This window comes from Caballeronia sp. ATUFL_F1_KS39 (assembly GCF_023630985.1).
In the GTDB taxonomy this organism is placed as follows: Bacteria; Pseudomonadota; Gammaproteobacteria; order Burkholderiales; family Burkholderiaceae; genus Caballeronia; species Caballeronia zhejiangensis.
Genome location: NZ_JALQDZ010000039.1, coordinates 37,422 through 56,404 on the forward strand (window position 1 = coordinate 37,422; position 18,983 = coordinate 56,404).

Annotated in this window: 14 protein-coding genes and 1 pseudogene; 10 read left to right on the plus strand and 5 right to left on the minus strand. The window is 64.4% G+C overall.

The annotated features are described in order from the left end of the window. Window positions 1-96: 96 nt before the first annotated feature. The 4 genes from hpnA (at window position 97) to NCR93_RS19795 (ending at window position 5,885) form a co-directional block, all read left to right on the plus strand. Entirely contained in the window at window positions 97-1,107 is a 1,011-nt protein-coding gene (gene hpnA, locus NCR93_RS19780; RefSeq protein WP_175982332.1) for a hopanoid-associated sugar epimerase, read from the plus strand. Window positions 1,108-1,351: 244 nt separating this feature from the next. Beyond that, window positions 1,352-3,598, plus strand: coding sequence for an NADP-dependent isocitrate dehydrogenase (locus NCR93_RS19785; protein ID WP_175982333.1), 2,247 nt, complete (start codon window positions 1,352-1,354; stop codon window positions 3,596-3,598). Between the two features lie 152 nt (window positions 3,599-3,750). After that, the gene (locus tag NCR93_RS19790) at window positions 3,751-5,262 is read left to right on the plus strand and encodes a tetratricopeptide repeat-containing glycosyltransferase family protein (RefSeq protein WP_175982334.1); all 1,512 of its coding nucleotides are present in this window, start codon (window positions 3,751-3,753) and stop codon (window positions 5,260-5,262) included. A gap of 104 nt (window positions 5,263-5,366) precedes the next feature. Further along, a complete protein-coding gene (locus NCR93_RS19795; RefSeq protein ID WP_008354286.1) occupies window positions 5,367-5,885 on the plus strand; it encodes a hypothetical protein in 519 nt (172 codons plus the stop codon). 10 nt (window positions 5,886-5,895) lie between these two features. Here the strand turns inward: NCR93_RS19795 and NCR93_RS19800 are convergent, their stop codons facing one another. Further along, entirely contained in the window at window positions 5,896-7,098 is a 1,203-nt protein-coding gene (locus NCR93_RS19800) for a glycosyltransferase (RefSeq protein WP_008354285.1), read from the minus strand. A 431-nt stretch (window positions 7,099-7,529) separates the two neighbouring features. Between NCR93_RS19800 and ispH the strand changes: the two genes are divergently transcribed. Both ispH and hpnH read left to right on the plus strand, forming a co-directional pair. Then, on the plus strand, window positions 7,530-8,492 hold the full coding sequence (gene ispH / locus NCR93_RS19805; protein ID WP_008354283.1) for a 4-hydroxy-3-methylbut-2-enyl diphosphate reductase: 963 nt from the start codon (window positions 7,530-7,532) through the stop codon (window positions 8,490-8,492). A 13-nt stretch (window positions 8,493-8,505) separates the two neighbouring features. Then, a complete protein-coding gene (gene hpnH, locus NCR93_RS19810) occupies window positions 8,506-9,660 on the plus strand; it encodes an adenosyl-hopene transferase HpnH (protein WP_008354282.1) in 1,155 nt (384 codons plus the stop codon). Between the two features lie 66 nt (window positions 9,661-9,726). Here hpnH and NCR93_RS19815 read toward each other — a convergent pair. From NCR93_RS19815 to NCR93_RS19825, 3 genes and pseudogenes are all read right to left on the minus strand, one after another. Beyond that, window positions 9,727-9,834 (minus strand): annotated as a pseudogene (locus NCR93_RS19815) (PIN domain-containing protein); the annotation flags it as partial. Between the two features lie 79 nt (window positions 9,835-9,913). Beyond that, the gene (locus NCR93_RS19820; protein WP_008354281.1) at window positions 9,914-10,108 is read right to left on the minus strand and encodes a YbdD/YjiX family protein; all 195 of its coding nucleotides are present in this window, start codon (window positions 10,106-10,108) and stop codon (window positions 9,914-9,916) included. Window positions 10,109-10,119: 11 nt separating this feature from the next. Further along, window positions 10,120-12,204 carry a carbon starvation CstA family protein gene (locus NCR93_RS19825; protein ID WP_008354280.1) on the minus strand — a complete coding sequence of 695 codons (2,085 nt, stop codon included), beginning with the start codon at window positions 12,202-12,204 and terminating at the stop codon, window positions 10,120-10,122. A 195-nt stretch (window positions 12,205-12,399) separates the two neighbouring features. On the opposite strand from NCR93_RS19825, the gene NCR93_RS19830 reads away from it, so the two are divergent. Next, entirely contained in the window at window positions 12,400-13,827 is a 1,428-nt protein-coding gene (locus tag NCR93_RS19830) for a cache domain-containing protein (protein ID WP_175982335.1), read from the plus strand. Further along, the gene (locus tag NCR93_RS19835) at window positions 13,817-14,455 is read left to right on the plus strand and encodes a response regulator (RefSeq protein WP_008354278.1); all 639 of its coding nucleotides are present in this window, start codon (window positions 13,817-13,819) and stop codon (window positions 14,453-14,455) included. The genes NCR93_RS19830 and NCR93_RS19835 overlap by 11 nt, the downstream gene beginning before the upstream one ends. Window positions 14,456-14,482: 27 nt before the next feature. On the opposite strand, the gene NCR93_RS19840 is transcribed toward NCR93_RS19835, so the two are convergent. Then, window positions 14,483-15,100, minus strand: coding sequence for an MlaC/ttg2D family ABC transporter substrate-binding protein (locus tag NCR93_RS19840; RefSeq protein WP_175982336.1), 618 nt, complete (start codon window positions 15,098-15,100; stop codon window positions 14,483-14,485). A gap of 213 nt (window positions 15,101-15,313) precedes the next feature. On the opposite strand from NCR93_RS19840, the gene hpnN reads away from it, so the two are divergent. Both hpnN and NCR93_RS19850 read left to right on the plus strand, forming a co-directional pair. Next, complete coding sequence (hpnN, locus tag NCR93_RS19845; RefSeq protein WP_175982337.1) at window positions 15,314-17,974, plus strand: hopanoid transporter HpnN; 2,661 nt, start codon at window positions 15,314-15,316, stop codon at window positions 17,972-17,974. Continuing rightward, window positions 17,971-18,945, plus strand: a complete 975-nt coding sequence (locus tag NCR93_RS19850; RefSeq protein ID WP_175982338.1) for an MlaA family lipoprotein — start codon at window positions 17,971-17,973, stop codon at window positions 18,943-18,945. Before hpnN ends, NCR93_RS19850 begins: the two co-directional genes overlap by 4 nt. Window positions 18,946-18,983 lie beyond the last annotated feature (38 nt).

The window sequence follows — 18,983 nt, forward strand, 5'->3', positions numbered from 1 at the left end:
GAGCCGCAAGCCCTTGTCACATCGGGCTTTGCAGCCTTTTTTCGGCGCGGCAATCGTTACAATCGAGGCCGCACGGACGTTTTCAACGAGGTAAGAATGACTGATTTTTCCGGCTCTCGCGTGCTCGTCACGGGTGCTTCGGGGTTCGTCGGTTCCGCGGTCGCGCGGCTCGCCATCGAACGCGGTTTCGACGTGCGCGTGCTCGTGCGCAAGACCAGCCCGCGCAAGAACGTCGAATCGCTGGACGCGGAGATCGTCGTCGGCGACATGCGCGACGAAGCGTCCATGCACGCCGCGCTCAGGGGCTGCCGCTTCCTGTTTCACGTCGCCGCCGATTACCGCATCTGGGCGCCGGATCCGGCCGAAATCGAACGCGCGAATCTCGAAGGCACCGAAGCGACGATGCGCGCGGCGCTGTCCGAAGGTGTCGAGCGCATCGTTTATACCAGCAGCGTCGCGACGCTCAAGGTGACGAGCTCGGGCGCGATCGTCGACGAGACGAAGCCGTCGGATGCGCAGAGCACCATCGGCGCATACAAGCGCAGCAAGGTGCTCGCGGAGCGCGCGGTCGAGCGCATGGTCGCGCAGAACGCGCTGCCGGCGGTGATCGTGAATCCGTCGACGCCGATCGGCCCGCGCGACGTGCGCCCGACACCGACCGGGCGCATCATCGTCGAAGCGGCGACGGGCAAGATCCCCGCGTTCGTCGATACGGGCCTTAATCTCGTGCACGTCGACGATGTCGCGAACGGGCACTTTCTCGCGCTCGAACGCGGCAAGATCGGCGAGCGATATATCCTGGGCGGCGAGAATCTGCCCTTGCAGCAGATGTTGGCGGACATCGCCGGATTCGTCGGGCGCAAGCCGCCGACCATCAAGCTGCCGCGCGGGCCGCTTTATCCGCTCGCGATCGGCGCGGAACTGTTCGCGAAAGTGAGCGGAAAGGAGCCGTTCGTGACCGTCGACGCGCTGCGCATGTCGAAGAACAAGATGTACTTCACGTCGGCGAAGGCGGAACGCGAGCTGGGCTACGCCGCGCGGCCGTACGCGCAAGGTCTGAAGGACGCGCTGGACTGGTTCCGGGAGAACGGGTATCTCGCTGGATGAAGCGCCAAATCATTTCGTGAAACGTTCCGGCCATCGCGACGCGGCCGGAAGACAGCAACTCTTGTATAAGACTCGAAAAAAATTAAGTCGTTGAATTCGCAAGAAAAACGCCCGTTTTGGCCAATTTCGCAAGCCGAAATTCACACGCGCGCCCTGCAAAATCAGGCAGAATAGCGGTTTGTTGCCGGAGGGGTGACGAGGCCGGCGGTTTTTTCCAACCTGTTTTCGGATGTCGAGACAAGCGATGAGTAATCAGCAACCCACCATCATCTACACCCTGACCGACGAAGCTCCGCTGCTCGCGACCAGCGCCTTTCTGCCGATCATCCGTGCCTTCACCGCGCCGGCGGGCGTCAACGTCGAGACGAGCGACATCTCCGTCGCGGCCCGCATCCTCGGCGAATTCCCCGAATTCCTGACCGACGAGCAAAAGGTCCCCGACAACCTCGCGAAGCTCGGCGAACTCACGCAGGACGCCGACACCAACATCATCAAGCTGCCGAACATCAGCGCGTCGCTGCATCAGCTGACGAGCGCGATCAAGGAACTGCAAAGCAAGGGCTACAAGCTGCCCGACTATCCCGAAGAGCCGAAGAACGACGAAGAAAAGGCCATCCGCGCGCGCTATGGCAAGTGCCTCGGCTCGGCCGTGAACCCGGTGCTGCGCGAAGGCAACTCGGACCGCCGCGCGCCGCTCGCCGTGAAGAACTACGCGAAGAAGCATCCGCACAGCATGGGCGAGTGGAGCATGGCGTCGCGCACGCACGTCGCGCACATGAAACACGGCGACTTCTATCACGGCGAAAAGTCCGTCACGAACGATAAAGCCCGCGAAGTGCGCATGGAACTCGTGACGAAGCGCGGCGAAACCATCGTGCTGAAGCCGAAGGTCAAGCTGCAGGAAGGCGAGATCGTCGACAGCATGTTCATGAGCAAGAAGGCGCTCGTCGAGTTCTACGAAGACCAGATGCAGGATGCGTTCGACACGGGCGTCATGCTGTCGCTGCACGTCAAGGCGACCATGATGAAGGTCTCGCACCCGATCGTCTTCGGCCACGCCGTGAAGGTGTTCTACAAGGACGCGTTCGCCAAGCACGGCAAGCTCTTCGAAGAACTCGGCATCAACGTGAACAACGGTCTCGTCGATCTGTACACGAAGATCGAAGCACTGCCGGAATCGCAACGCGATGAAGTCATCCGCGACATGCACGCGTGCCACGAGAAGCGCCCGGCGCTCGCCATGGTCGATTCGGCCAAGGGCATCTCGAACCTGCACGCGCCGAACGACGTGATCGTCGACGCATCCATGCCCGCGATGATCCGCGCGGGCGGCAAGATGTGGGGCGCCGACGGCCGTCCGCAAGACACGAAGTGCCTGATTCCGGAAAGCACGTTCGCGCGCATCTATCAGGAAATCATCAACTTCTGCAAGACCAACGGCGCGTTCGATCCGAAGACGATGGGCACGGTGCCGAACGTCGGCCTGATGGCGCAAAAGGCGGAAGAGTACGGCTCGCACGACAAGACGTTCGAGATCGCGGAAGACGGCACGGCGCGCATCGTCGACAACGCGACGGGCGAAGTCCTCGAAGGGCTGACGCAGGAAGTCGAGAAGGGCGACATCTGGCGCATGTGCCTCGTGAAGGACGCGCCGATCCGCGACTGGGTGAAGCTCGCCGTCACGCGCGTGAAGAACTCGGGCACGCCGGCCGTGTTCTGGCTCGACCCGTATCGTCCGCACGAAGCCGAACTCATCAAGAAGGTCGAGACGTACCTGAAGGATTACGACACGACCGGCCTCGACATCCAGATCATGTCGCAAGTGCGCGCGATGCGTTACACGCTCGAACGCGTGATCCGCGGCATGGACACGATCTCGGTCACGGGCAACATCCTGCGCGACTACCTCACCGACCTGTTCCCGATCATGGAACTCGGCACGAGCGCGAAGATGCTTTCCATCGTTCCGCTGATGGCGGGCGGCGGCCTGTACGAAACGGGCGCGGGCGGCTCGGCGCCGAAGCATGTTCAGCAGCTCGTGCAGGAAAACCATCTGCGCTGGGACTCGCTCGGCGAATTCCTCGCGCTGGCGGTGTCGCTGGAAGAGCTCGGCATCAAGAACGACAACGCGCGTGCGAAGCTCGTCGCGAAGGCGCTCGATTCGGCCACCGGCAAGCTGCTCGACAACAACAAGAGCCCGTCGCCGAAGACCGGCCAGCTCGACAATCGCGGCAGCCAGTTCTATCTCGCGATGTACTGGGCGCAGGAACTCGCGTCGCAGTCGGAAGACAAGGCGCTCGCCGAGCAGTTCGCGCCGCTCGCAAAGACGCTGGCCGAGAACGAGCAGAAGATCGTCGATGAACTCGCCGCCGTGCAGGGCAATGCGGTGGATATCGGCGGCTACTACAAGCCGGACGAGAAGAAGCTCGAAGCCGTGATGCGTCCGAGCAAGACGTTCAATGCCGCGCTCGAACAGGTGCGCGCGAAGTAAGTTGGGCTGGAGCGCGTTCTTTCGCGCTTCGGTGATGAAACCGGCATCGCCTTCGGGCATGCCGGTTTTTTTTTTTGCGCGCGCCGCATCCAACGATCTTTACAGACGCCGGTTCGCCTCTGCATACACTGTCCGCCCCGACAGGAAACCTCATGCAGAACGATCTCATCCAGCGCGCCAGTCGAGCTTATGCGGAGCACGCGTTTGGCATCGCCGTCGAATTGGCCGATGAAGCCATCGCCGAGAATCCGCGCAACGCCGATGCGCTTCATCTGCGCGGCCTGATCGCGCTGGTGCTGCGCAAGCCGGAAGACGCGCGAACGTGGCTCGCACGCGCCATCGAACTTTCCGCGCATCCGGGCTTTTGCAACTCGCTTTGCGTGACGCAGCTGCACCTGCGCGACTTCCCGGCCGCGGCGCAAAGCGCGCGCCTCGGACTGCGCATCGCCGATGAGCGCTTTCCGGATTACGGCGACATCGCCCTGCTTTGGTTCAACCTCGGACTTGCGCTGCAACTCGACGAGCAGATGGAAGCGGCGGCGCAGAGTTATCGGCGAGCGCTCGGGCATCGGCCGGATCACGCGGCATCGCATAACAATCTGGGCGCGGTACTCAACCGTCTGGGCGATCTCGACACGGCAATCGAGCATACGAAAGCCGCCATCGCGCTCGATCCGGACAACCTCGAAGCGCACAGCAATCTCGGCCATGCGCTGCTCGCGGCGGGACGCTACGACGAAGCGTGGCCGCATTTCGAGCACCGTTGGGCAAGCTTTCAGACGGACGGTCAGACGCTCGGCGCACGCGCGCCCGAGTTGCCGATTCCGCTCTGGCGCGGCGGCCCGCTTCCCGCCGGCGCGAGCCTGCTCGTGCTGCACGAACAAGGCTTCGGCGATGCGCTGCAATTCTGCCGCTACCTGCCGATGGCGCTGGAACGCTTCGCGCGCGTCGGCTATGTCTGTCCGGCGCCGCTGCGGCGGCTCTTCGAAGAATCGCTGTGCGCGCGCTGGCCGAACATCGTTCTCGTCGACGGAGACGCCGTCGATCTGTCCGTGTGGACGCACCATTGCCCGCTGATGTCCTTGCCGATGTGTTTCGGCACGCGCATCGGCAATATTCCCGCGCCGACGCCCTATCTGCGCGCCGATCCCCAACGCGCGCGTTTCTGGGCGGAACGAATCGGCGAGCGCTCGATGCCGGCGGTCGGTCTCGTCTGGGCGGGCGGCCACACGCATTCGCGCGGCGACAAACGGCGCAGCATCGCGCCGGAAACGCTCGCGCCGCTGCTCTCGTATCGCGGCGTGCGATGGATCAGCCTGCAAAAGGCCGAGCACGCCGACAAGCAACTGCCGCCCGCGTTCGCCGGCCAGATCGCCGACTGGATGGACCGCGTCGGCGACTTCGCGGACACGGCCGCGCTCATCGACGGACTCGATCTCGTGATCGCGGTCGATACGTCGGTCGCGCATCTCGCCGCCGCGATGGGCAAGCGCGTCTGGCTGCTGAATCGCTTCGCGGGCTGCTGGCGGTGGCTGCGCGATCGCGACGACACGCCGTGGTATCCGGACATGCGCCTCTTCACGCAGACGAAGCGCGGCGACTGGACCGACGTGCTGACGCGCGTGCGCACCGAACTCGAAAACCTCGGCGAGCGCGTCGTCTGACACACGGTTGCGTGCATTTCGTTACAAGGTGTGGCGGTATCGGAGAAGTCCAGCGGGTAGAATCGGGGCCTCACTGCTAGCACGCACGTTACAGACACACTCGCATGAATCTACAAGACCAGCTCGGCGCGCTGGAGTCGAGCCTCGATACGCTCCTTCAGACCGCTGCCGCATCTGCGCGCTCATCCGCCGGCTCGCCTGCCGCTCCGCCCGCCGTATCGGACGAACCGCCCGCTTTGCGCGATGTGCGCGAACCGGTCGATGCCGACGCGCCCGCCGAACCGCCCGCGCTGAACGAGCCCCCGACGCTCGTCGTGTCGCGCCCGGAGCGCGATGCGGTCGAAATGACGATCGCGGGCAAGACGGTGAAGCTGAGCCCGGAAGGTGTGTCGGAACTGATCGAGGAATTGTCGAACGTGCGCGCGTCGATGTCGCCGGATCAGCCTGCGGGCATTGCACCGGGATGGCGCTTCGCCGCCACGAAGAATCCCGTGATGGCGACGCAGAAATACGCGAACGGCGACCGCCTGCTGGTCTTGCGCCACGCCGGGCACGGCTGGGTGCCGTTCACGTTCTCGCCGAACATGGTCATCGAGCTGTATGCCATGTTGACGAAGAAGTGAGAAGCCGCGTTTACGAACCTTCCTGCGTCGGCGCCTGCACGCGCGCCTTCCATTGCCCGCCCTTCCCGCTCCAGTACCGCACGGCCGAGCCGATCGTCGCGCTGACGTAGAACAACGCGACGAGCGGCAGGAGCGGCGCCCACAACAGCGATCTGCGGTAGTAGCGCAGCATCGGACCATAGGCGATGCACATCAGCGCCCACGCGGCGCATGCGGGCCACGCGCTCGCGCCGTATGCCAGCGCGAGCACCGGCGGCGCGAGATAGATCACCGCCATGCCGAGCACGGTGCCGGCAAGCAGCAGAGGCGAATAGCGCAATTGCGTGAACGCCGTGCGCGCGATCATGTTCCAGATGTCCCGCCAGCTATCGTACGGACGCAGCGACACGCTGTGCTCGGCGAGATCGAGGCGGATCGGGCGCGCGTCGTTGCGGCCCGCGCGATGCTTGATGCGCGCGGCGAGACTGCAATCGTCGATCAGTTCCTGCCGGATGGATTCGATCCCGCCCGCCTCCACGAGCGCCGAACGGCGCACCAGCATGCAGCCGCCTGCCGCGCCGGCGGTCGCCTTCTTCGCGTCGTTGACCCATTCGAACGGATAAAGCTTCGCGAAGAAGAAGACGAACGCCGGAATCAGCGCCTTTTCCCAAAGGGAATCGCAGCGCAGACGGACCATCAGCGAGACCAGATCGCGGTCTTCGAGAATCGTGCGCGCGACGAGTTGCGTGGCGGCATCGGCCGGATGGTGGATGTCCGCGTCCGTGAGCAGCAGGAATTCCGCCGGCAGGCCGAGCTTGTCGATCGCGCCGATGCCCTGCGACTGCGCCCACACCTTGCCCGACCAGCCCGGCGGCAGCGGCTGCGCGGTCAGGATCGTCAGACGGTCTTCGAGGCCGAGATCGCGGGCGGCGGCGAGCGCGACGTTCGCGGTGCCGTCGGTGCTGTGGTCATCGACGACGATCACATGGAACGCGCCCGCATAGTCCTGCTTGAGCAGCGAGCCGACCGCGCGGCCGATGACGTCGGCTTCGTTGCGCGCAGGCACGACGGCGACGAGCGCGGGCCATGCGCCGCGGCGCGCGATCTCGGCGTTGCCGACAGCGTGGATCGTCGTATCGGATAGCGCCGGCGCGGGTTGCGCGCGCCAGAATCCGCCGCGGGCGAACAGCAGCACGATCCAGATCAAGAAAGACAGCCAGGCGATCAATAGCATGAGTAAACGATTAGCTTGAAAACAGTGGCGCAGCCGATGCGCGCGATGGACCCGGCGTTGCGCGAAAAATACACCGGGGAAACAGCGCGGCGAGCCGGTCCGCGAGGCCGCGCGGCAAGGGCGCGTGGCGCGGATCTCGCCGCCATGCGGTCCGAAGCGTCCGACAGTTTACTGGGTTCTCAAAATCGCCGTATTTGCGTGTGCCGAAGCGCGTCGCGAAGTGAAGCGGGCATTGAGCACCCAAAAAGGGAACGCGTTAGAATACGCGGTCAACTTCGGCGCGCAGACCGATCCCACCGTGTCTTTTTTTCCGGTCTGCTTTCCCCGGCCTTCCTGACGCTTCCGAGCGTCGTTCGTGGCCAGGTCTTCGGGAAAGTGCGAGCTTCGCGCCGGCTAACCCGAGACCCGCGCCAGTCGGAGTTCGTTCGAATATGCGTATCATCCTTGCTCAACCCCGCGGCTTTTGTGCGGGCGTGGTCCGTGCGATCGAAATCGTCGATCGGGCCCTCGAACGGCATGGCGCACCGGTTTATGTGCGTCACGAGATCGTTCATAACCGTCATGTGGTCGACAACCTGCGCAGCAAGGGCGCAAAGTTCGTCGAAGAACTCGATGAAGTGCCGCACGGCGCGGTCGCGATTTTCAGCGCGCACGGCGTCGCGCAGAGCGTCGAGAAAGATGCGCGGACGCGCGGGCTCGACGTGCTCGACGCGACCTGCCCGCTCGTCACCAAGGTTCATGTGCAGGGCCGCCAGTATGTATCGCAGGGGCGCACGCTCATTCTGATCGGCCATGCGGGTCATCCGGAAGTCGAAGGCACGATCGGGCAGATTCCCGGCGTCGTCGTGCTGGTGCAGAGCGAAGCCGAAGTCGCGACAATGACGCTCGCGCCCGATACGCCCGTCGCCTATGTCACGCAGACGACGCTTTCCGTGGACGACACGCGCGGCATCATCGATGCCCTGCAGCGCCGCTTCACGGATATCGTCGGCCCGGACACGCGCGACATCTGCTACGCGACTCAGAATCGCCAGGCCGCCGTGCGCGAGCTGAGCACGCAAGTCGATGTGCTGCTCGTGGTCGGCGCCACCAACAGTTCCAATTCGAACCGCCTGCGGGAAATCGGCGCCGAGAGCGGCGTTCCGAGCTATCTCGTCGCGGACGGTTCGGAGATCAAGCCGGAATGGTTTGCCGACGTGCAAACGGTCGGCATCACCGCGGGCGCTTCGGCGCCCGAGGAAATGGTCAAACATGTGATCGATGCCCTGCGCGCGTTCGGACACGTCGAAGTCACGACGATGAACGGCCGCGAGGAAAAGGTCGAATTCAAACTCCCCGCGAAGCTCACTCAGCCGGTCGCCGCCGTTGCGGCAGCCGCGGTTCGCGAAGAATAAGGAGAGGACACAATTGTCTATCCCGATGCTCCAGAAGGCCCGCGTTGGCGCCTATATCTTCAAGCAACACCTGACGGGCACCAAGCGTTACCCGCTCGCGCTGATGCTGGAACCGCTGTTCCGCTGCAATCTCGCCTGTAACGGCTGCGGCAAGATCGACTATCCGGATCCGATCCTGAACCAGCGTCTGTCGCTGCAGGAATGCCTCGAAGCCGTCGACGAATGCGGCGCGCCGGTCGTGTCGATCGCGGGCGGCGAGCCGCTGCTGCACAAGGAAATGCCGCAGATCGTGAAGGGCATCATGGCGCGCAAGAAGTTCGTGTATCTCTGCACGAACGCGCTCCTGATGGAAAAGAAGATGGACGATTACGAGCCGAGCCCGTACTTCGTCTGGTCCGTGCATCTCGACGGCGATCGCGAGGCGCACGATCACTCGGTTTCGCAGCCGGGCACGTACGACAAGGCTGTCGCGGCCATCAAGGAAGCGAAGCGCCGCGGGTTCCGCGTGAACATCAACTGCACGCTGTTCAACGATGCGGAGCCGGAACGCGTCGCGAAGTTCTTCGACACGCTCGGTCCGATCGGCGTGGACGGCATCACGGTTTCGCCGGGCTATGCCTACGAGCGCGCGCCGGATCAGCAGCACTTCCTGAATCGCGAAAAGACGAAGAACCTGTTCCGCGAGATCTTCAAGCGCGGCAACAACGGCAAGAACTGGTCGTTCAGCCAGTCGACGCTGTTCCTCGATTTCCTCGCGGGCAACCAGACGTATCAATGCACGCCGTGGGGCAACCCGGCGCGCACGGTGTTCGGCTGGCAGAAGCCGTGCTATCTGGTCGGCGAAGGTTACGTGAAGACCTTCAAGGAACTGATGGAAACCACCGACTGGGACAAGTACGGCACGGGCAAGTACGAGAAGTGCGCGGACTGCATGGTCCACTGCGGCTTCGAGGCGACCGCCGTGATGGACACGGTGGCGCATCCGCTGAAGGCCGCGAAGATCGCGCTGTCGGGCCCGCGCACGACGGGCGCGTTCGCGAAGGATCTGCCGATCGACAAGCAGCGTCCGGCCGAGTACGTGTTCTCGAAGCACGTCGAGATCAAGCTGGAAGAGATCGGCCGCGCGCAGAAGAACAAGGGCGCGAAGACGGCGGCGGCGGTGAATTGAGCTTCGGTTGAACGGAGCGTGGAAAGGGCGAATGGCTTGGGTCATTCGCCCTTTTTGTTTTCTCTGCTACCGAATCGTCGTGACGTGTTCGTAGCTTAGAATCTGCCGGTCCTTGGTCACCAGCGGAGCGGATAGCGAACGCGCCGTCGCGACTATCATGCGGTCGGCTGGATCGCACCTCGCGCAGCGCCCAAAAAAAACGCGACGGCTCTCACCGTCGCGTTATCTTCAATCACCACCCAGCAGCATCAACTCAGCAGCACTTCCCCGCTCCCGACCCGTACCTCGCCTCCTGCCGCTCGCGGAAGAACTCCGCGTAGCTCATCACCGGCTTGTCGGGATGCGTCGTCTGCATGTGCGTGACATATGCGTCGTAATCGGGCATCCCGACCATCAGACGCATCGTCTGGCCGAGATACCGTCCTGCCTGCCGAAGATCGCTGAACATCGCTCGACTCCTTAGTGGCCCGCGCGCACCGCGGTGGAAGCGCCGGAAGGCATCGCTTCGAACGGCGTTTCGCGCACGGTCGGCTTCGCTTCGCGACGCGCCCGCAGCACGGCCAGCACGCCATATACCGCGATGCTCAACACCACGAAGATGAACAGGCCGGCAAGCGCCGCATCGACGTAATCGTTGAAGATGATGCGCTGCATTTCCGCGAGCGACTTCGCCGGCGCCATCACCTTGCCCGCGTCGTAGGCGTCCTTCAGCTTGCCGGCGTGCGCGAGGAAGCCGACCTTCGGATTCGCATCGAAAATCTTCTGCCAGCCGGCCGTCAACGTGCAGATGAGCAGCCACGCAGTCGGCACGAGCGTGACCCACGCATAGCGTTCGCGCTTCATCTTGAACAGCACCACGGTGCCGAGCATCAGCGCGATGCCCGCGAGCATCTGATTCGAGATGCCGAAGAGCGGCCACAGCGTGTTGATGCCGCCGAACGGATCGACCACGCCCTGATACAGGAAGTAGCCCCACGCGGCGACGCACAGGCCCGTCGCGACGAGGTTGGCCGGCAGCGATTCCGTGCGGCGCAGCGCCGGGTGGAACGTGCCGAGCAAGTCTTGCAGCATGAAGCGGCCGGCGCGCGTGCCCGCATCGACGGCGGTGAGGATGAACAGCGCCTCGAACAGAATGGCGAAGTGATACCAGAACGCCATCATCGCCGGGCCGCCGATCACCTGATGAAGAATGTGCGCCATGCCGACCGCGAGCGTCGGCGCGCCGCCGGCACGCGCGACGATGGTCGTCTCGCCGACCGCCTTCGCCGTCGACGTCAGCATGTCGGGCGTCAGCACGAAGCCCCAGCCCGAGACGGTCTGCGCGACCGCTTCGGGCGTCGAGCCGAGCAGCGCGGCCGGGCTGTTCATCGCGAAGTAGACGCCCGGTTCGATCACGCACGCGGCGACGAGCGCCATGATCGCGACGAACGATTCCATCAGCATCGCGCCGTAGCCGATGAAGCGCATGTTGACTTCGTTGTCGATCATCTTGGGCGTCGTGCCCGACGAGATCAGCGCGTGGAAGCCCGACACCGCGCCGCATGCGATCGTGATGAAGAGGAACGGGAACAGATTGCCCGACCACACGGGACCCGTGCCATCGACGAACTTCGTGAAGGCCGGCATCTTCAGTTCGGGCGCGACGATGAGAATCCCGATCGCGAGGCCGAGGATCGTGCCGATCTTGAGGAACGTCGACAGATAATCGCGCGGCGCGAGCAGCAGCCATACCGGCAGCACCGACGCCACGAAACCGTAGCCGATCAGAATCCACACGAGCTGCACGCCGGTGAACGTGAAGTACGGCGCGAGCGTCGCGGATTCGGCGACTTGTCCGCCGTACACGATCGCGAGCATCAGACCGACGAAGCCGATGATGGACACCTCGCCGATGCGTCCCGGACGAATGTAGCGCGTATAGACACCCATGAAGAGCGCGATCGGAATCGTCGCGGCAACCGTGAACGTGCCCCACGGCGAATTCGTCAGCGCCTTCACGACGATCAGCGCGAGCACCGCGAGAATGATCACCATGATGAGGAACGCGCCGAACAGCGCGATCACGCCGGGCACGGTGCCGAGTTCCATCTTGATGAGATCGCCGAGCGAGCGGCCATCGCGGCGCGTCGAGATGAACAGGACGACGAAGTCCTGCACCGCGCCCGCGAACACCACGCCCGCGAGAATCCACAGCATGCCGGGCGTGTAGCCCATCTGCGCCGCCAGCACCGGGCCGACGAGCGGACCCGCGCCCGCGATCGCCGCGAAGTGATGGCCGAACAGCACGTACTTGTTGGTCGGCACGTAGTCGAGACCGTCGTTGTGACGAACGGCCGGCGTCATGCGCAGGCCGTCGAGCTGCAGCACTTTCGTCGCGATGAAGCGTGAGTAGAAGCGGTAAGCGATGAGATAGACGCAGACCGCCGCGATGACGATCCATAGTGCGCTGATCCGCTCGCCGTGCGCGAGCGCGATGGTGCCGAATGCGAACGCGCCCAGTAGCGCGAGCGCGATCCAGACCAGGAATCCGGAAGCCCGATTCATGGCGTCTCCTTAGTTATTGACCCTTCCGGGCCGATGATTGCGCCGTGATAGCGCATTGGGCGGTAGTATTCGCTTTCGCCCGGGCGCTTACAAGCGCATAACTACTTATGCGCGCTACGTGGCTTCACGTAGCGGAAAACCCTGTGTTTCCAGCAAGCGGCGCGCCGCGGCTTCGAATGTGAACACCCTGTATCGATGAATCTCAAGGCAAAGATCTTCCTGCTCGCGATCGTGCCGTTCGCGCTTGCGATCGGCGGCATCACCTACGGCGTGCGCCAGCAGGCGCAAGCGCTCGCGGCAGCGCAGCACGACACGACGCAGGCCGCGTACCTGACGAGCAAGGAGATCGAACTGCGCCATTACGTCGAGATTGCGACGAGCGCGATCGCGCCTTATTACGACGCACCCGCCGACGATCCGCGCAGCGACGACGAACGCCGCCGCCTCGCGCTCGACGCGCTTCAACGTCTCGACTTCGGGCAGGACGGCTACTTTTTCGTCTACACGATGCGCGGCACGTCGCTGATGCATCCGCGCCAGCCGGATCTCGTCGGACGCGATCTCTGGCTCATGCGCGATCCGAACGGCGCGCTGACCATCCAGGAGCTGATTCAACAGGCGTCGAAAGGCGGCGGCTATGTGCGCTACGTGTGGCGACGTCCGTCGACCGGACTGATCGCGCCGAAGCTCGGCTATGTCGTGCCGCTCGAACGCTGGGGCTGGATGATGGGCACGGGCATCTATCTGGAAGATGTCGAGACGACGCTCGCGCGCATCGATTCGCAGGCAGCCGGGAATATCCGCCGCACGCTCATGTGGATCGGCGCGATCGCGCTTTTCGGGCTCGCGATCATCGCGGTGTGCGGCGCGGTGCTCAACATCAGCGAGCACCGCAGCGCGGACGCGAAGTTGAAGCGCCTCGCGCGGCAAGTCGTCGATTCGCAGGAACAGGAACGCGCGCGGCTATCGCGCGAATTGCACGACGGCATCAGCCAGATGCTCGTCTCCGTGAAGCTGCTGCTCGAATCGGCGCTGGCGCGTTTCGAACGGAGCGCGGCGCGCGAACCGACCGCCGAAGCCGCGCTCGCGACGAGCCTCGGACGCCTTTCCGGCACGCTGCGCGAAGTGCGCCGCATCTCGCACGCGCTGCGTCCCGCGATGCTCGACGATCTCGGCCTCGCCGCCGCGCTCGAACAGCTCGCGCGCGAATTCGACGGACAGGACGGCCCCGAAGTGCGCTTCGAAGCGACCGCCGACGGCAAGCCTTGTGCACCGCAACGCGCGACGCTGCCCGATCCCGTCAATACCGTGCTCTTCCGCATCGCGCAGGAAGCGCTGACCAACGTCGCGCGGCACGCGCAGGCTTCGCGCGCGGCGGTCACGCTCGATATCGCGACGCACGCCGTCACGCTCGACATCACCGACAACGGCCGGGGCTTCGACGCGCACGACGCGTTTTCCGATCCGGCGAGCGGCATCGGCCTGCGCAACATGCGCGAGCGGCTCGACACGCTCGGCGGCACGCTCGCGATCGACTCGCAGCCGGGCCGCACGTCGATCGTGGCGCGCGTACCGCTGCCGCTCGCCGCACCGAATCTTCAAGGACATACCGATGAGCGCTGAAATCGCCCGCATCATTCTGGTCGACGACCATCCGCTCGTGCGCGACGGCTTGCGCGCGCGGCTCGACTCCGTGCCGCATCTGCGCGTGATCGGCGAGGCCGGCAACGCGAAGGAAGCGCTCGCGCTCGCCGCCGACGAAGCGAATCCGCCCGATCTCGCGCTAATGGACGTCGGCATGGCCGGCATGAGCGGAATCGAACTCGCGGCGCTGTTCCACGAGCGGCATCCGGGTATCCGCGTGCTGATGCTGTCGATGCACGACAACGTGGAATACGTGAAGCAGGCGGTGCGCGCGGGCGCGAGCGGCTACGTGCTGAAGGATTCGCCCGCCGCCGAGATCATTCAGGCGATCGGCGCGGTGCTCGCCGGCAAGACGTTTTTCAGTGCCGGGCTGGCCGCGCGCATGATCCAGGCACAGTCGATGCAGACGCCGCTCGAACGCCTGACGCCGCGCGAACTCGACATTCTGGATGCGCTCGCCGAAGGCTTATCGAGCAAGCAGATTGCGCAGCAGCATGGGCTGTCGGTGCGGACGGTGGAAACGCATCGACAGAACATGAAGCGCAAACTGGATATCGACGGACAGGCCGAACTCATCAAATTCGCGGTGGAGCACCGCCGCACCTGAAGCCCGGCCCGGCCTGACAGAGAGCGATCAGCCCGCGGAACGGGCGTTATGCTCGGAAAGGAACTTGATGAGACCGTCGACGCCGCCCTTTTGCAGCTGACCGACGAATTGTTGCTGATAGACCTGGATGAGCCATGCGCCCATCATGTCGATGTCGTAGATTTTCCAGCCCTGCGGTGTCTTCTGCAGGCGATAGCGCACCGGATTGTCGCCGCCCGTGGAAATGACATGTGATTCGACGACGGTGTCCTTCGCGTTGGCGTCGACGTTGGGCGCGTCGAACTTGAAGGTCACGTCCTGATCGCGGAGCTGCGCGAGCGATGCCGCGTAGGTGCGGACCAGCAGCGTCTGGAACTGGTCGTAAAGCTGCTTCTGCTGCTCGGGCGTGGCGGTCGCCCACGCCTTGCCGACCGCGATGCGCGTCGTGCGCTGGAAGTCGGTGGCGGGCAGGAAACGCGTCTCGACGAGTTGCGTGATCTTCGCCATGTCGCCGCCGCGCGCCTGCGGGTCGGCCTTCATGGCCTTGACCGTGCCTTCGACGGCATTCTTGACGACGGCATCGGGACTCGTTTGTGCGAATGCCTCGCCTGTGAAAGACATCGAGGCAAGGAGGAAAGCGAAGCAAATAGACAGATAGCGTTTCATGGCACCCGTTCTCTAATCAGGTTTGGTGGCGCGGGTAGTGCGGCCTTCGGACGTTGCAGGAGCGGCCAGGCGGCTGCGAGTCAGTATATCGACACCTTGCCAGCGTAACAGTTCAAGGACGGACCGTTCAGTGCGCCCGGTATACTTGCGCGGCATCATGCGATTCACGCGCTCGCGCGCGCAAAAATAACAGGCACTCCAGGTAACGTCTTCATGCTGACGTCCAACATTACTCGCTTCGTCACCCTCGCCATTCGCCGGCCGGCGTGGATTATCGCCGTTTCGCTGCTGCTCGGCGTGCTGTCCACGATTTATGTCGTCCATCACTTCAAGATCAGCACCGACGTCAGCCAGCTGATCGAGACGGAGCCGGAGTGGGCCGCGCGCAGCAAGGCCATCGAGGAAGCGTTTCCGCAGCGCGGCGCGGCATTGCTGATCGTCGTTCAGGCGCCCGCGCAGGAATTCGCCGATGCCGCCGCAAGCGCGCTCGCCGCCGCGCTCGCGAAAGAGCCGGAGCGCTTCAGGTCGGTGTCGCAACCGGCGGGCGGCGAGTTCTTCGAGCACAACGGACTGCTTTATCTCCCGACGGAGAAGGTCGAGCAGGTCACGAAACAGCTCGTGCAGGCGCGTCCGCTCATCAATACGCTCGCGCACGACCCGACGCTCACCGGCCTCGCGCAGACGCTCAACACCACGCTCAACCTGCCGCTGACGCTCGGACAGGTCAATCTCGGCCAGATGGCCGGCTTGCTCGGCAAGAGCGCGACCGTGCTCGATCGCGTGCTGGCGAATCAGCCGGCGGCGTTCTCATGGCGCGGCCTCGCGGATTCATCGCCGAACGATGCGCCCGGGCGCGCGTTTGTCACCGTGTTGCCGGAGTTGAACTTCAACGCGCTGAAGGCGGCGGCGGGCACCTCGGAAGAGATCCGCGCGAAGGCGGCGGAACTCGGCATCGACAAGAAGTACGGCGCGACGCTGCATCTGACGGGCGCGCAGCCGCTCGCCGACGAAGAGTTCGCGTCCGTGCAGGACGGCGCCGTGCTCAACGGCGTGCTGACCTTCCTCGTCGTGCTGATGATCCTCTGGGTCGCGCTGCGTTCCAAGCGCATGATCCTCGCGGTGTTCATCACGCTCTTCGTCGGGCTCGCGATCACGGCGGCGCTCGGACTCATGATGGTCCACGCGCTCAACATGATCTCGGTCGCGTTCATGGTGCTCTTCGTCGGACTCGGCGTGGACTTCGGCATCCAGTTCGGCGTGAAGTATCGCGAAGAGCGCTACAAGCACAAGCGGCTCGATGTGTCGCTCGCGGAAACCGCGCGCCATGTCGCGGTGCCGCTCACGCTCGCCGCCGCCGCGACCGCCGCGAGCTTCTTCTCGTTTCTGCCGACCGCGTATCGCGGCGTGTCGGAGCTGGGGCTGATCGCGGGCGTCGGCATGTTCGTCGCGTATGCCACCAACATGACGCTGCTGCCCGCGCTCATCAAGGTGTTCGCGCCGCCGGGCGAAGCGCAATCGCCGGGCTTTCCGATTCTTGCGCCCGTCGACGAGTTCCTCGACAGGCATCGCAAGCCGGTGCTGATTGGCACGCTCGTCATCGTGATCGGCGCGCTGCCGCTGCTCTTCAATCTGCGATTCGACTTCAATCCGCTGCATCTGAAGGATCCGCACACCGAGTCGATGGCGACGCTCATCTCGCTGCAGGACTCGCCGGAAGGCGCGGTGAACGACGTCGCCGTGCTCGCGCCCTCGCTCGCCGATGCGGATGCCATCGCCGCGAAGCTGAAGAAGCTGCCGGAAGTCGACAGCGCCACGACGCTCTCGTCGCTCATTCCCGGCGATCAGCCGAAGAAGCTCGAACTGATCAAGGCCGCCGCCGATCAGCTTTTGCCCGCGCTCGATCAGCAGACGGCCTCGCCCGTGACGGACGCCGTGCGCGTGGCGGCGTTGAAGCGCGTATCGAGCCAGCTCTCGCTCGCCGCCGACGAGCATCCCGGTCCGGGCGATAAGGAAGCGAAGCATCTGTCCGAAACGCTCGCGAAGCTGGCGCAAGCCGACGCCGCGACGCGCGATCGCGCCGAGCATGCGATGGCCGAGCCGCTGCGTATCGCGCTCGCGCAATTGCGCGCGCTGCTCACGCCGGCGGAGATCACGCGCGAAACGCTGCCGCCGCACATGGTCGCGTCGTTCGTGACGCCGAACGGCCAGGCGCTCGTCGATGTCGCGCCGAAGATTCCGCCTGGCGTCGATCCCAACGACGACGCGCTGCTCGCGCACTTCGCCGATGCCGTGCAGAAAGCCGAGCCGAACGCGATCGGCGGGCCGATCTCCGTGCGTCATTCGGCGGAAACGATCATCAAGGCGTTCGAGCAGGCGGCGCTCTATTCGCTGATCGCGATCGCGGTGCTGCTGTGGATCGCGCTGCGCCGTTTTGGCGACGTTCTGAGAACTTTGGTACCGTTGCTCGTTTCCGCGATCGTCACGCTGGAATTGTGCGTCGTCTTCAGGATGCCGCTCAACTTCGCGAACATCATCGCGTTGCCGCTGATGCTGGGCGTCGGCGTCGCCTTCAAGATCTATTTCGTGATGGCGTGGCGTTCCGGCCAGACCCGGCTGCTTCAGTCCAGTCTCACGCATGCCGTTATGTTCAGTGCGGCCACGACCGCGACCGCATTCGGCAGCCTGTGGTTTTCCCATCATCCGGGCACGTCCAGCATGGGACGGCTGCTGGCGCTGTCGCTCTTTTGCACGCTGATCGGCGCGGTGGTCTTTCAGCCGGTATTGATGGGCAAGCCGCGCAAGGTGCGCGCGGCGGCGCGCGCGAAGCTCAGGGCGGCGCAACGACATGACAACCTAAGAGGAATTGAAGAATGAAGTCGGGATCGACGGCTTTGACCGCTCGTGCTGTGCGTAAATTGGGCTTGAGTCTCGCGATTGTGGGCGCGCTCGCGACGACGGGATGCGCGACCGGCCCGGATCGCAATCCGAAGGATCCGCTCGAACCGATGAACCGCAAGATCTTCACGTTCAACGACACGCTCGATACCTATGTCGCCAAGCCGGTCGCGCAGTTCTACGTCGATTACACGCCGAGCCCGTTCCGCACGGCCGTCAGCAACTTCTTCTCGAATCTCGGCGATTTCTCCAACTTCGCGAACAACCTGCTGCAGTTGAAGATCACCGATGCGACGCAAGATCTGATGCGTATCGCGATGAACTCGGTATTCGGCATCGGCGGTCTGATCGATATCGCATCGCCGGCGGGTCTGCCGAAGCATCATCAGGATTTCGGGCTGACGCTCGGGCACTACGGCATGCCATCGGGACCGTATTTGGTGCTGCCGCTGCTCGGCCCGAGCTCGTTCCGCGACTCGACGACGTGGCTCGTCGACTGGCGCGTGAATCCGTTGAGCTATTCCGATGCGGAGATTCGCTGGCCGCTCTTCGGCCTGAACTTCGTGAGCGCGCGGGCCGACCTGATCGGCGCGACCGATCTGCTTTCCGCTGCCGCCCTCGACAAATACGCGTTCGTGCGCGACGCGTATACGCAGCGGCGTCAGTATCTGCTGACGGGCGGCGGCGCGAGCTCGCTGCCCGACTACGGCGACGAAGGCGCATCGGCGCCCGAAGGCGCGAGCGCGCCGGGCGAAACCGGCGGCGGCAGCACGGAGCAAGGCTTGCCGACGTATGTGGATCCGGGCGCGGCGGCATCGCCGGCCGGTGGCGTCGGCGGGAAATCGCCTGCGCCGGAAGAGAATGCGCCGAAGACTCAGCCGTCGCCGAGTTCGAGCAAGGCGCAGGGATTGCCGCAGTACGACGATCCCGCAGCGCAGCCTGCGAAGTGACGAGCTCGTAAAACGAAACGGGCGCTTCGGCGCCCGTT

What these genes read in the sequence shown, in the direction of transcription:
- hpnA (WP_175982332.1), top strand. Translation starts at nt 97, where the DNA reads ATGACTGATTTTTCCGGCTCTCGCGTGCTCGTCACGGGTGCTTCGGGG.
- hpnN (WP_175982337.1), top strand. Translation starts at nt 15,314, where the DNA reads ATGCTGACGTCCAACATTACTCGCTTCGTCACCCTCGCCATTCGCCGG.
- NCR93_RS19835 (WP_008354278.1), top strand. Translation starts at nt 13,817, where the DNA reads ATGAGCGCTGAAATCGCCCGCATCATTCTGGTCGACGACCATCCGCTC.
- NCR93_RS19840 (WP_175982336.1), bottom strand. Translation starts at nt 15,100, where the DNA reads ATGAAACGCTATCTGTCTATTTGCTTCGCTTTCCTCCTTGCCTCGATG.
- NCR93_RS19825 (WP_008354280.1), bottom strand. Translation starts at nt 12,204, where the DNA reads ATGAATCGGGCTTCCGGATTCCTGGTCTGGATCGCGCTCGCGCTACTG.
- NCR93_RS19795 (WP_008354286.1), top strand. Translation starts at nt 5,367, where the DNA reads ATGAATCTACAAGACCAGCTCGGCGCGCTGGAGTCGAGCCTCGATACG.
- ispH (WP_008354283.1), top strand. Translation starts at nt 7,530, where the DNA reads ATGCGTATCATCCTTGCTCAACCCCGCGGCTTTTGTGCGGGCGTGGTC.
- NCR93_RS19785 (WP_175982333.1), top strand. Translation starts at nt 1,352, where the DNA reads ATGAGTAATCAGCAACCCACCATCATCTACACCCTGACCGACGAAGCT.
- NCR93_RS19850 (WP_175982338.1), top strand. Translation starts at nt 17,971, where the DNA reads ATGAAGTCGGGATCGACGGCTTTGACCGCTCGTGCTGTGCGTAAATTG.
- NCR93_RS19800 (WP_008354285.1), bottom strand. Translation starts at nt 7,098, where the DNA reads ATGCTATTGATCGCCTGGCTGTCTTTCTTGATCTGGATCGTGCTGCTG.
- NCR93_RS19790 (WP_175982334.1), top strand. Translation starts at nt 3,751, where the DNA reads ATGCAGAACGATCTCATCCAGCGCGCCAGTCGAGCTTATGCGGAGCAC.
- NCR93_RS19820 (WP_008354281.1), bottom strand. Translation starts at nt 10,108, where the DNA reads ATGTTCAGCGATCTTCGGCAGGCAGGACGGTATCTCGGCCAGACGATG.
- NCR93_RS19830 (WP_175982335.1), top strand. Translation starts at nt 12,400, where the DNA reads ATGAATCTCAAGGCAAAGATCTTCCTGCTCGCGATCGTGCCGTTCGCG.